The organism is Paraburkholderia graminis C4D1M, assembly GCF_000172415.1.
GTDB classification, from domain to species: Bacteria; Pseudomonadota; Gammaproteobacteria; order Burkholderiales; family Burkholderiaceae; genus Paraburkholderia; species Paraburkholderia graminis.
Map to the genome: position 1 here is coordinate 632,397 of NZ_ABLD01000001.1, position 12,262 is coordinate 644,658.

The window sequence follows — 12,262 nt, forward strand, 5'->3', positions numbered from 1 at the left end:
GCGCGAGATCGCCGCGAGTGCCGCGCAATGACGGCGCTTGTGCGCCGCTGCGCGCTCAAAACCGCCGGACCGGTTTGCGCAGAGTCGACTTCTTGCGGCGACCTGCGCGAGATCGCCGCGATGCCGCGCAACGACGACGCGTGCGCGCCGCCGCACGTCGCAACCCGCCGAACGAACTTGCGCAGAATCGCTTTCTATGTCGGCTCCCGCGAGAATGCCGCGATGCCGTGCAAGTACCCGCGACAACCGCTAACGTCCACGCCACACCCCGCCGCAACACCTCATCGTCCGCTTCGCTTTATTGCGCATCGTTGCGCGCCGCACGCGGCAACTGCATCGCGCCGCGTTTACATTCAAGCGTGCCCGGCAACAACGCGCGCCAGGCCACCGCGTCGCTTCGCTAACAAGGAGTCGTCATGACGTATAGCGCATTTTCCACGCTGTCCTACCCGGCTGGCGGATATACGGGCGCGGCCGATCCTTCGTCGCTGTTCACGCGATCCATCACGACGCAACCGAACGCGTGGGGAAACGTCGGCGGCAACGTCGGCAGCAACGCCGGCGCGAACTGGAATTCGCCAGGCGGCATGGGTGACAACGCGCTCGAGCAACTCTTCCTGCAGTTCCTGTTGAGCATCACGAGTCCATCGCAGGAATCGTCGGGCATGCCGATGCCTTCCATGCCCTCGATGCCTTCGCTCCCGACGAGCAGCGGCGGCGTCACCCAAGCCAGCTATCGCAGTTCATCCGGCACGGGCGCGGTCAACGCGAACGGCGCCGTCGAGCGAGGCGACGCCAACGTGCGGCCGGCCGGCTCGGGCAATGCGGCGGGCGTCGCCCAGACGCAGTTGCACAAGTCGGCGGCCAGCATCATGGCGGACCAGGGCGTGCCGATGGACAAGGGCGTCGACACGACCGTGTGCTGCGCGAACTTCGCGTCGGCCTGTCTCGTGAAGTCGGGGAAGATTTCCGAGTCGCAGCACACGAATCTCGTGTCGACGCTTCACAGCGAATTGAAAGGCGACGGCTGGCGCACGGTGAGCCGCAACGAGGCGAAACCGGGCGACATCTGCATCGTCGGCGACGATGAGCACGTCGAGATCGTCGCGAGCAACGACAACGGCCGCATCACGTTGATCGGTTCGAATAATACGCAAGGCGGCAGCGGCCCGCAGGTGGTGTCGTACGACACCTATACGGGCAACCGGGGCGACGTGAAGTTCCTGTCCGAGTGACAACGCGATACACGCATGCAAGATGCGCGAGCCTCACGCGCGTCGCGTTCAATCACGACAGCCTAACGCTCAGCCTAACTAACGCTCGACCACCAACCGGTCATACCCATGAAACGAACCGTGCTGCTGCCGCGCCTGCTGACCAGGCGCGAGCCGCAAGTCCGGCATGCGCCGAGTCAACGCGCGCAATAGCGACTCCAGTTGCATCCGCGCGAGCGCAAGTCCCATGCAGCTATGCGGACCCGCGCCGAACGTCAGCGAACGTCCGGCCTCGCGTTCGAAGCAAATCTCATCGGGCGCGGCGAACACCGCCGGGTCGCGGTTCGCGCTGCCGATGAGCGGCATCACGCGTTCTCCGCGACGAATCCGGCAGCCGTCGATCTCGACGTCGTCCCATGCATAGCGAAACACGGACTGCACCGCGGGATCGTAGCGATACAGTTCGCGCACGGCTTGCGGCACGAGCGCGACGTCGTCCTTCAGCGCCTGCCACGCGCGCGGCTCGCGCAGCAGCGCGGCGACGCTATTGCCGATGGACAGCAGCGTCGTGCCGTATCCCGCGATAAACAGAAACAGGATATTGACGAGCATTTCGCGCCGGCCGATGCCGCCTTCCTGTTCGAGCCGCAGGAAGCGCGAGGCCGCATGATCGGGCGCGGCGTGAGGGTCGATCGCGCGCATGAACGATTCGACTTGCGCGAGGAAGGCTTCGGTGTGCATGGCCGCGAGCGCGTGTTCCGCGGCGGACATCGGCGCGCCGCTGATCAGTTGCCACGCGCCCGCCGACGCCTCCAGATAACTCGCGCCATGCGCATCGGGAAACCCGAGCAGACGGCAGATCGTGCGCACCGGCAACACGCTTGCGATATTCGCGACCAGATCGAAACGCGGCAAGTGCTCGCATTGATCGACGAGGCGCGCGACTTCATCGTCGATAAACGCTTGCAGCGACACCAACGCCTTGCGTGAAAACAGCGGCCCGAGAAAGCGCCGCAGCCGTTCGTGCGCTTCGCCCGTTTGAAACACGACCATGCTGGCATAGCCGAGAGGATCGTCGAGCGGCTCGGTGCCAGGCGGCGGCCGCGCCGAAAAACGCGCGTCGTCGAGTATGCGGGTGACGAGCGCATGCGACGACGCGAGCCATACACCGCTCGCGTCGCGGCACAGCGGCCGATGCGCGCGCAACCATCCATAGAGCGGGTACGGATCGCCCGAACCCGTGCCGATGATCGACGGCAGCACGCTGTACGAGCCTGGGTCAGGGATCTCGCAGGTCATCGGCGGTTCGCCGTCAGCATGCGTGCGTGTATCGGTGAACGGCACGTCGAACGTAAAAGTCACACGTTAAGAGTGTAATTACCCGGCAACTGTGCGGGCTGCTCAACCGTCAGCGGCTGAACCCGATTGTTCGGCGCGCTGTTCAGATTCAGATCGCCCGCGCCGATGTTCACCTGATCCGCTGCGAACTTGTACGTGCCGTCGCTCTGTTTCTCGCCTTCGACGAGGCCGCCGCTCATGATGAGATCGAAAGGCGAGCGGCCGTTCGTCATCAGTTCGTTGACTTCTTTCTTGCCGTCGGCGGTGAAGCTCACGCTGCCGTCCGCGCCCACCGTGCCGACCGATTTGCCGTTCTTGTCGTAGAGATTGCCCGACGGATCTTCGAGCAGGCTCACTTCGCCGCCGGAGCGCGTCGAGAGTTTGATGGAGCGCAGCGGCGGATTGCCGTTCGACGGCGCGCCGGGATACTGACCGGTCGAGCCGGGGAACTGGCCGCCGCCGGGATACTGACTGCCGCCCGGATACTGGCCGCCCGTGATGCCGAGGTCGTTGAGCAACTGCTGGATGTCGGCGTCGATCTGCGCCTGGTTCGCGCCGCCATTCTGCTGCCCGCCTGGGTACTGGAACGTCGGGCTCTGGTAATACGCGGAGTTCACGTTATTGGTGGTCATGGTTCCTCTCACAAGGTTGATTCATGCGGATAACGAAGACTGATGAGGTCGCCAGATCGCGCCGACTTCAACACAGACAGACTATGGGAAGGGCATCGGCGTGCGCGGACGGATGCGAAGCGGGGTGTGAGCACGCGAAATCCGCGCGCCACAACCGCATGCTTCGCGATCACGCTCCGCGCTTCGTATGCGCGCGATAGCCAAGCGCCGCGCGTCCGAGAATGCAGGGTGTCGCTCTCTGCCATTCGTTCGCCCAGGTACGTGCAATGAAAAACGATCCATGCAGTGTCGCGGTGCTGGGTGTGCTGCTGACGATCTTCTCCGTGGGACTGCGGCTCGGCGCGCACGCAGACCTCGAGGAACTGCTGCTCGTATTGCGCCAGCTTCATCCGAACCCGGCGGTCGTCGACATCTGCGAGGTGAGGCTGCTCGTCAATTCGCGGCGCTGGATCGATGCGTTGCGTCTGTTGCGGCAGATCGACGAGCAGGGCTACGGTTCGCCCGTCGTCACCGCATTGCAGGCCTGGTGTCTGTATATGCTCGCCGATCGCGACTGGCGGCGTTGCGCGGCTGCGGTGTTGCGCAGCGGCGATCCCACGGCGCTCGCGATCGTCGCGAAGTTTCTGAGCATCGGCGGGGACTCGATTGCCGCGCGCATTGCCGAAGCGTTAGGCAATGAATACACGTGACGACGCCCGCGATGAATTCCACGCCAACTCGCCGCGATGCGCAGCCAGCGATGTCGGCTAAGTCAGCGCCGTCATCGCCGTCATCGCGACGCGGCCCCGCTGCGCGCATTGCCCGCTTTCACGATGCGGTCGTAACGCGCCTGCAATTCCGCCGCACGACGCGTATCGCCGGCTTCGCTACAGCACACGATGAGACCGGTCAGCGCGCGCTCGCGGAACGCGCTGTCCGCACACGCGTTGGCCAGTTCGTAGACGGTTTCCCATGCGGCGATGGCCTGCGCGACCGGCGCGTGCGCGAGCGGCAGCGTGCTCGCGAGAACCGCATGAACGCGCATCTCGTCCCGTCGACGCGGCGTGGCGCCGGCCTGCACGCCGGCGAGCACCGCACGGCTGCGCTGCAGATATTCGCGTTCGAGCGAAAGCCGCGTCCACAGCCAGGCCGACCCTTCGAGCAGCGAGATCGCCGTCTCGAAGCGTTCGCATTGCGTGCTCCATTCGAGCGACGCGCGCAGGTCTTCGAGATCGCTGATGTCGAGCGCGTCGATATGCGCGCGCTCGCCGCGCTTGCGATGCGCGTTCAGCCGCACCGGCAGACCGGTTGCGAGCGCGAGCGCGGTGCGGTCGTATTCGCCGGCGTCGCGCAGCATGTCGCGCGCGAGATGGCGAACGGGTCGCCGGATATGCAGCATCCACTGTCCGCTGCTGTCGATTTCCTCGACGAGGCCCGCTTCGGTCAACGCGTCGAGCGCGGCGTCGGTGAGCGCGTCGCTGCGGATTGCGTCGTGCAGGGTGGCGGGCGTGCGTTCGTGCGTTTGCTCCGGCGCTCCGACGCCCGCATTCGCCGCCATCGACGGCTCGCAGGCGCCAAGCAGCCCGATGGCCGCGCAGCGCGGGAATTCGCCGGCGAACATCGAGAGGCGCAGCAAGTGCAGACGCGCGCGTCGGTCGAGCCGCGCGAAATGCAAATCGAACGCGAGCGTGATCGGCGCCGAGCGCGAATGCGGAACGCCGGGCGTTTCGATGCGTGGTCCGATGAGCGCATCGAGACATTGCGCGTAGCGGGCCAGTGCGCTTTCGAGCGGCTCGCCGGCGCGCATGTTCTGGTCGATGGTCGCCGCGGCGAGTTCGAGCGCGAGCGGCACGCCGGCGAGCAGTTGCGTGATGAGCACGGCGGCGTCGATGGCGGCTTGCGACATCGCCCCGCCGTCGAGCGCGGTCAGCAGCGCGTTGCCGCTCAGCGGACGCGGCGACGTTTGCTGGGACGTTTGCTGCGACGTTTGCGGCGAAACCCGTTGCCGCTCCCGCCGCGCGGACAGCGTCGCGAGCCGCGCGAACAGCAGACGCAGCGCGTCGTATTCCGGCGCGAGCGTCGCGTTCACGCGAGGCTGTTCGGGCGTGCGCAATGGGCCGAGCGTGACGACTTCCTCGATGCACAAGCCAAGCGGCGCACTCGCGGTCACGATCGCACGCACGTTCGGTCCGGCCGCCAGCAACGCGTCGAGCGTGTGGGCCGCGAGCGCTCCGTCGCACTCATTGCAATCGACGACGAGCAGCACGTCGCGCGTGCGCACGCCGTCGAGCAAACGCGCGAGCGGCGTCTGTCCCGAACCCGCGGGCAGATGCAACGCAAGCGCGAACGCAGCGGCGAAACCGTCGTCGGGCGTGAGCGCCGAGAGCGCCACCGGCACGACGCCGTCGCGAAAGCGCGCGGCGAGGCGGCGCGCCGCTTCGTGTGCGAGGCGCGCCTTGCCCGCACCGGTTGCGCCGACGAGCGTGATGAGCCGCGTGATCGATATGAGGCCGAGCACTTCCGAAAGCTCGGCATGCCGGCCGATGAACGGCGTGAGTTGCTGTTGCGTGCGGGCGGGGCTCGCCGCTGCGCCAAACGCGGGCTGCGCCGCGCGAGGCGCGGTCACGATCGGCGGCTCGCTCGGCAACTGCCAGCTCGGAGCGGGTGGAGCGGGCGGAGTGGGCGAAGCTGGCGGAACGTAATCCCCAGCGCTGTTGGTCTGAACCTCGGCGGCAAAGCGATAGCCGAAGCCCGGCACGGTGACGATCAAATCGCGATCGTCGCCGAGCGCGCGCCTCAACGCGGAAATCTGCGATTGAACCGTATTGACGTCGACGTTCAGTTCAGGCCAGCCGCGTCGCCCAAGCTCGGCCTGGGCGACAGGCCGGCCGCGCGCCTCGACGAGCGCGATCAGCAGTTCGAGCGCCCGCGCGCCGAGCTCGACCTCGAGACCATCGGCGACGAGCCGCGGCGGCTCCTGGGACAGCGTGAAGCGACTGAACGCCAGGATCGTTTCGTTCGGTCGTAATGACGGCATCGTGGATCTCCAGCGGATTCGGCGAGCCCGGTCGGCTGGGCGCCACCGCGTGCGGCGGATCAAATGCTCACCGGTCATGTCGATCGTGGCCGCGTGCGCAGAGGCGTTCTCGCGGCGCACGCGCGGTCGACGCCTTTTGACAATTTCGCCGGGCAATGGATTCGTCAGCTTATTGCGAGTTGCATGGTTCGGCAATAGGGTCCAGCGCGCGGGCCTGCCCACGTTCGGCAAGCATCGCGAATCTCAACAGTTCTCAAATCGGCCCGAACGCTCAGATTTGTTGAAGATGTGCGCCGCATATCTGCATAGATTAGGGGATGCGAACGATGGTGGCATTCGCAACGATCGGTTTGCAGCAGCATGCGTGCGGGTGAATCGAGCCGCGCGCATCAACGAGGAGTAGCGCAATGTTCCTGACGCTTTACTTTCCCCTGGCGGCGTCGTTGTCCGTGCAGGATCTGCCGGACGGGTTTCTCAACAAGATACGCGACGGCGATCTGCAACCGGCGGGCGCGCAGGCGAGCCGCTGGTCGGACCTCGCGCGCGGCGCTGCGGGCTCGCCCGACTTGCTGCGCCTGCATGCCGACATGCAGATGGCGCTCGGCATCTGCGACGAAGCCGAAGAACAGTATCGCCGCGCGCAGAAGGCGATCCGCTCGCCGCGTCAGGCGATCCGCGCGGCGTCGTGCCGCAACGCCGGCTGGCAGGCACTGTTTCGTCACCGGCTCGCGACCGCGCTGTCGTGCTTCGCACGGCTCGTCGACGAGCCCGACGTCGACGCGGCGCAGCAGATCGAAGCGCGGCTCGGCATTGTCGGTGCGTTGCACGAACTCGGCCGTTCGCGCGATTCGGGCGACGCGCTCGACGAACTCGCGGCCGCGATCACCGATCCGTCGCTCGGGCACTGGCGCGAGATGATCGCCACGTTGCGCTTCGACGTCGCGGTGCAGCGCGAATTACGCGGCGCGACGCTGCTATCCGATCACGCGTACTGGCAGTCGGGCCTCGGCGACCAGACGCTGCGCGGCGCGGGCACACCAGGCACACCCGGCGCATTCCGCTCGATGGCCTCCGCAAGCGACGAAGCCGATCTTCACGAAGTCGAAGCGTTGAACGTCTGCACGCCGTTGCTGCGCCAACGCGTCGATTATTTGCGTCAGTTGCGCGCGCTGGCGCGTGGCGAACGCGCGGCGCTCGACGGCATCACCGCGCATCTGAACTGGGCGCAACAGCGCGGCTTCGGCGATTATCTGCGCACCACGCGGCTCGAAGTCGTGCTCGCCGCGCTCGCGTCCGACGCGCCGCAACTGGCCGAGATGCTGCTCGAGCCGCTGCATCGGATCGACCATGCGGCGTCGACGGGGCATCGGCAGCTCGAATATCTGTATGCGGTCGCGAAGACGCATCAGGCGCTCGGGCGCAGCCGCGAGGGCATGCTGTTTTTCGGCCGCTACGCGCTGATCGCCACGCAGTGCCTGCGCGACGATTCGCAGGTGCTCGTGTCGTATGCGGGCAAGGCCGCGCGCCAGGCGCCGCAACTGGACGACGTCGCCGCACGTTTGCCCGCGCGTTACCGGCGCGCTTATCGCTACTTGCAGGAAAACCTCGACCGGCGCGATCTGTCGGTGCGCGAAGTGGCCGCCGAAGTGGGTGTGACCGAGCGCGCGTTGCAAAGCGCGTTCAAGCACTCGCTAGGTCTTTCGCCGACCGAACTGATTCGCCGTCTGCGGATGGAGCGGATTCGCGCGGACCTTCTCGACGATTCGTTCAACGGCGAGCGCACGGTGCTGTTCACGGCCAACAAGTGGGGCGTGCAGAATCGTTCGACGCTGGTGAGCGGCTATCGCAAGCAGTTTCACGAGGCGCCTTCGGAGACGCTGGAGCGGTGACGCGGCGCGTGCTGTTCTAAACGGCGGGTTCGGCGGGTTCGGCGCGTTTGGTTCTCAACACAAGTGGCTTTGAGAACCGCGCGCGCCGAACATGCTTCATCACGCGGTCAACACGTACTGCAAGTCGGCGAGGCGGCTCGACATCTGCGGATCGCCTGGACGCTCGAACGTATTGCAGAACACAACGGTGGCGTCCTGCGCGGACTGTGTGCTTTTTATCGCGTCGATCGCGCCCGCTTGCGTGGTCTGCAATTCGTGCTTGAGGAAGCCGTAGTTGGCCTGTTCGCTCGACGGATCGAGGTGATTCGCCGAGCAATAGTCGAGGTAGTCCTGCTTGCGTGAGCCGGTCCATTGCGCGATGCCATAGCCCGATTGCATGTTCGAGTTCGGCGCGCCGATTGCGCCGCCCTGGTTGATGCCTGGGTTCATCCCGCCGCTCTCGTGCCACAGATTCGCGACGACGCCCGCGGCCTGGTTGCGGGTCAGGCCGAAGTCGCGTTGCAGATTGGTCATGAAGTACTGCGCGGTTTTTTTGGCTTCAGGCGTGCTGGCCGAACTGGATTGGCCCGAGCCGTCGCCGGCCGGCACGCCGCCTGTCGTCGATGTGCTTCGGTAGCTGGCGGGCGCGGCGCGAGTTGTCGAAGGCCGCGAAGGCATGGAGGGCATGGAGGGCAGGGAAGGCATCGAGGGCATGCCGGAGCCTGACGCGCCGCTATCGCTGAAGAGATCGGCGAGAATCTGCTCGATCTCGCGCGCGATGTTCTCGTCGCTTGCGCTGCCCGTGCCGGAGCCGCCGGGCCCGAGCTGATGAATGAGCTGGTCTAGACGTTTGAGTTCGGCGGCATCGATCATGGTGGTCTCGCTCGGAAGGTAAGGGACGAGATCGGTTGAGCATGCAGGATCGAGCCAACTGTAGCAGCGGCGAATTTTCGTTTGATGCGTGGTTCGGAAGTTGACGCCGCTAAAGCGAAGCGGCGAGGCAGCGAGGCAGCGAGCCACGGCAGCTACAAGCTAAAGCTTCGACCGTTTCCCCAGCCCGAGCTTTTCCATGCCCTCGTGAGCGTCGATCACGATCGTCGCGATTTCGCCGACGGTCACGCGCAATTCGGTCGCGCGAGAACGCATGTGCTCATACGCTTCGTTCTCGCTCAGCCGATGCGCGTCGATCAGAATGCGCATGGCCCGCTCGATATGTCGGCGCGCCTTGATCGCCTCCTCGAGCTTGCCGATCTTCGCGTGCAGCCGCTGCTGATAACCCGACGAAGCGCGCGCCAGCACGAGTGTGCTCAGCACACCGGTCGAGCGATACGGCTTCGTGATGACGCCGTGCGCCTGCGTATCGAGCAGCATCTTCAACGCAGTCGGGTTCTCGTAGTCGGACAGCGCAATCAGCGTGGCTTGCGTGTCGGCGGCGCTCCAGTTGCCCGCGTTCCTGATTTCGGGGCCCACCAGAAAAAAGATCACGTCGGCATCCGTGGGTAAATGCGCGGGCAGCGGCCAGATCGCGCGAACCGGGCAGCCGATGCGCCGTAATTGCTCCTCGAGCACGCTGCGGTCGTCGCCGGGCGGATGAATCACCACCACGCGCAGCGTGCGCAGATCGTCGAAGATGCGGCGCGCGCCTGCGTTCATACCGGCTCTCCGTCGAGCCAGAATTCGGCGAAGCCGTAGGAAGTCAGATAAGGATCGGGTTTGACCGGTTGACGGCCTTCCCACACGATGTCGAATGCGCCGTCAGGCCGGCACACGGCAATGCGCGGCGTGAGGATCGCGTGATTGTTCGCGCGGTCGATTCGCAGCGAGCCTTCGGGCGAATCGAATTCGACCTCGTACACAGCGTCGACCAGTTTCGCCGTATCGAGGCTGCGCGTGCGTGCCAGTGCGAGCGCAAACAGATGCACCTGGTTGTACGCCATCTCCGACCACATGCTCGCGGGTTGGTCGCCAAAGCGCGCGCGCCACGATTCGAGAAAGCGCTGGTTGCCCGGCAGCTTCAGCGTGTTCACGTAGCTCGCGGAAATGATGTGGTTGCCGCACAGTTCAGGACCGATCATCCGCGTTTCGCCCTCGGTCATCGTCAAGCTTGCAATCGGGATGCGTGCAGGATCGATTCCGTGCTCGCGATAGAGCTTGTAAAACGCACGCGCGCCCCGGCCAATCAGCGTCGAAAATACCACGTCGGGCTCGACTGCCCGGATCTGCTCGATGACGTCTTGCAGCGCCGCGGGGTCCGCGTCGCTCGGCAGATAGACTTCTTCGACAATCTCGCCGCCATGCTGCTCGACCATGTCGCGCATGATGCGGTTCGATTCTCGTGGATAAATGTAGTCGGCGCCAACCAGAAAAAAACGCCGGCCATGATTGCGCAACAGATAGGCCGCCAGTTGCATGCTGTTCTGGTTCGGCACCGCGCCGGTATAGATCACGTTCGGCGAGTATTCGAATCCTTCGTAGATCGAGCAATACCAGAGCAGCGCGTTATAGCGTTCGATGACCGGCAAGACCGCCTTGCGGCTCGACGAAGTCGAACAGCCGAAAATGACCGTGACCTCGTCTTCCTGCAACATGCGCGACGCGAGCCGGCGATATTCGTCGGGATCGCTTTTCGGGTCATACACGACGGGATCGAGCAGACGACCGTCCACGCCGCCTGCCGCGTTGACTTCCTCGATTGCAAGGACGGTGCCGAAGAAATGCTCCGACTCCGTGGCCGCCGTCACCCCCGTGCGCGAGAACAGCACGCCGACGCGCCAGCCGGATTCGGCGGGCAGCGGTTTCGCGGGCGGTTGCGCGTTCGTCTCCATCGTCTCCATTCAGTGTTCTCCTCGCTGCGCTGCGCTGCGCTTTGCGTTCGGTTAGACCGCGGCGCGTTGGCTAACTGTTATTCCCGCACTTGCGATGATTGCGTGCTCGACGAACCCTGCGGCGGCGAGGCAGCGTGCATCGTCTAACGGCCGGCCGATCACCTGCACGCCGATGGGCGCGCCGCGCGCGCCTCTGAGGCCCGGCACATTCACACACGGACTGCCGAGCAGCGTCCAGTTGCGATTGAACGCCGGGTCGCCGGTCGACGCAAGTCCATCGGGCGCTTCGTCGGGCGCGCTCGGTGTGAGCAGCGCCGTGACGCCGTCGAACAGTTCGGCGAGCCTGGCTTTCGCGCGAGCCATCGACGCACACGCGTTCGCATACGCCGCGGCATCGACATTCGATGCGCGCGCGAGAAACGCAAACAGCACCGGCGACAGTTGCGCGCGATGACAATCGTACTCGAAGCCGAGTGTTTGCCACGCCTCATAGCTTTGAATCGTGTCGTGCGCGGCGATCAGTTCGGCCATCCATGAATCGAAGCGCAGCGGCCGAACGCGGCCGCCCGCGCGCTCGATCGCACGTATCGCCGTGTCGAGCACGTGGCTCGCATTCGCCGAAGGTTCGGTCCACGGATAAGTCTCGGGCACACCGAACACGGGCGGCTCCGCGTTCCGGTCGAGCGCGAGCGGACGTCCGCTCAAAACCTGCGCGAGATAGGCCACGTCGCGCACGCCCGCGGCAAAGAGGCCGACCGTATCGAACGACCACGAAAAGCATTTCATGCCGGCGGTAGGCAGCATGCCGAGCGTCGGCTTGAAACCGGCGACGCCGCAAAACGAAGCGGGCCGTATCGTCGAGCCGCCCGTCTGCGAGCCGATCGCAAACGGCGCGATGCCGGCGGCAACGGCTGCGGCCGAACCGGACGACGAACCGCCCGCCGTGCGGCCAGGGTCGCACGGATTGCGCGTGACGGTCGGCGCCATGTAAGCAAATTCGCTCGTCACCGTTTTGCCGACGAGCACCGCGCCGTTGCGCTTTAACAAGGTGACGATAGCCGCGTCCGACTTCGGCCGATGATCCGCGTAGATCGGCGAACCGTACGAAGTCACGAAGTCGTGTGTGTCGAGGATGTCCTTGACCACGACGGGCAGCCCGGCAAGCGGCCCTTGCGCGGCGGACGCGTTCGCGAGCGCAGCTTCGTGCGTGGCAACGGCGGTCATCGCGCGAACTTCGGCGTCGACTTCCTCGATGCGCGCGAGCGATTCGAGCACGGCACGGCTGCTGCGTTCATGCGGATTCTGCGCGCCGCGCTCAAGCAGCGCATAAGCGGATTGCGGCCGATAAAACGATTGGGCAAGAGTCATG

General features: G+C 65.5%; 11 protein-coding genes. 4 read left to right on the forward strand and 7 right to left on the reverse strand.

The annotated features are described in order from the left end of the window. The first annotated feature begins 416 nt into the window (after positions 1 to 416). Positions 417 to 1,235, forward strand: coding sequence for a hypothetical protein (locus tag BGRAMDRAFT_RS02785; protein WP_006047134.1), 819 nt, complete (start codon positions 417 to 419; stop codon positions 1,233 to 1,235). A 78-nt stretch (positions 1,236 to 1,313) separates the two neighbouring features. Here BGRAMDRAFT_RS02785 and BGRAMDRAFT_RS02790 read toward each other — a convergent pair whose 3' ends face one another. Then, positions 1,314 to 2,513, reverse strand: a complete 1,200-nt coding sequence (locus BGRAMDRAFT_RS02790; protein ID WP_044020201.1) for a cytochrome P450 — start codon at positions 2,511 to 2,513, stop codon at positions 1,314 to 1,316. Positions 2,514 to 2,572: 59 nt separating this feature from the next. Further along, positions 2,573 to 3,184: a hypothetical protein gene (locus BGRAMDRAFT_RS02795; RefSeq protein WP_006047136.1), complete on the reverse strand. Its 612-nt coding sequence runs from the start codon at positions 3,182 to 3,184 to the stop codon at positions 2,573 to 2,575. A gap of 266 nt (positions 3,185 to 3,450) precedes the next feature. Here BGRAMDRAFT_RS02795 and BGRAMDRAFT_RS02800 point away from each other — a divergent pair, with 266 nt between their 5' ends. Next, positions 3,451 to 3,873: an HrpB1 family type III secretion system apparatus protein gene (locus BGRAMDRAFT_RS02800; RefSeq protein WP_006047137.1), complete on the forward strand. Its 423-nt coding sequence runs from the start codon at positions 3,451 to 3,453 to the stop codon at positions 3,871 to 3,873. Between the two features lie 80 nt (positions 3,874 to 3,953). Here the strand turns inward: BGRAMDRAFT_RS02800 and BGRAMDRAFT_RS02805 are convergent, their stop codons facing one another. Beyond that, complete coding sequence (locus BGRAMDRAFT_RS02805; protein WP_006047138.1) at positions 3,954 to 6,200, reverse strand: winged helix-turn-helix domain-containing protein; 2,247 nt, start codon at positions 6,198 to 6,200, stop codon at positions 3,954 to 3,956. A gap of 76 nt (positions 6,201 to 6,276) precedes the next feature. On the opposite strand from BGRAMDRAFT_RS02805, the gene BGRAMDRAFT_RS02810 reads away from it, so the two are divergent. Beyond that, positions 6,277 to 6,603, forward strand: coding sequence for a hypothetical protein (locus tag BGRAMDRAFT_RS02810; protein WP_044020119.1), 327 nt, complete (start codon positions 6,277 to 6,279; stop codon positions 6,601 to 6,603). Positions 6,604 to 6,607: 4 nt separating this feature from the next. Continuing rightward, a complete protein-coding gene (locus tag BGRAMDRAFT_RS02815; RefSeq protein WP_006047139.1) occupies positions 6,608 to 8,089 on the forward strand; it encodes a helix-turn-helix transcriptional regulator in 1,482 nt (493 codons plus the stop codon). A gap of 99 nt (positions 8,090 to 8,188) precedes the next feature. On the opposite strand, the gene BGRAMDRAFT_RS02820 is transcribed toward BGRAMDRAFT_RS02815, so the two are convergent. The 4 genes from BGRAMDRAFT_RS02820 to BGRAMDRAFT_RS02835 form a co-directional block, all read right to left on the reverse strand. After that, on the reverse strand, positions 8,189 to 8,941 hold the full coding sequence (locus BGRAMDRAFT_RS02820; protein ID WP_006047140.1) for a phage tail tip lysozyme: 753 nt from the start codon (positions 8,939 to 8,941) through the stop codon (positions 8,189 to 8,191). A gap of 159 nt (positions 8,942 to 9,100) precedes the next feature. Then, on the reverse strand, positions 9,101 to 9,721 hold the full coding sequence (locus tag BGRAMDRAFT_RS02825) for an ANTAR domain-containing response regulator (RefSeq protein ID WP_006047141.1): 621 nt from the start codon (positions 9,719 to 9,721) through the stop codon (positions 9,101 to 9,103). Beyond that, positions 9,718 to 10,893, reverse strand: coding sequence for a transporter substrate-binding domain-containing protein (locus tag BGRAMDRAFT_RS02830; RefSeq protein WP_044020202.1), 1,176 nt, complete (start codon positions 10,891 to 10,893; stop codon positions 9,718 to 9,720). The genes BGRAMDRAFT_RS02825 and BGRAMDRAFT_RS02830 overlap by 4 nt, the downstream gene beginning before the upstream one ends. 51 nt (positions 10,894 to 10,944) lie before the next feature. After that, complete coding sequence (locus tag BGRAMDRAFT_RS02835) at positions 10,945 to 12,261, reverse strand: amidase (RefSeq protein WP_006047143.1); 1,317 nt, start codon at positions 12,259 to 12,261, stop codon at positions 10,945 to 10,947. Position 12,262 lies beyond the last annotated feature (1 nt).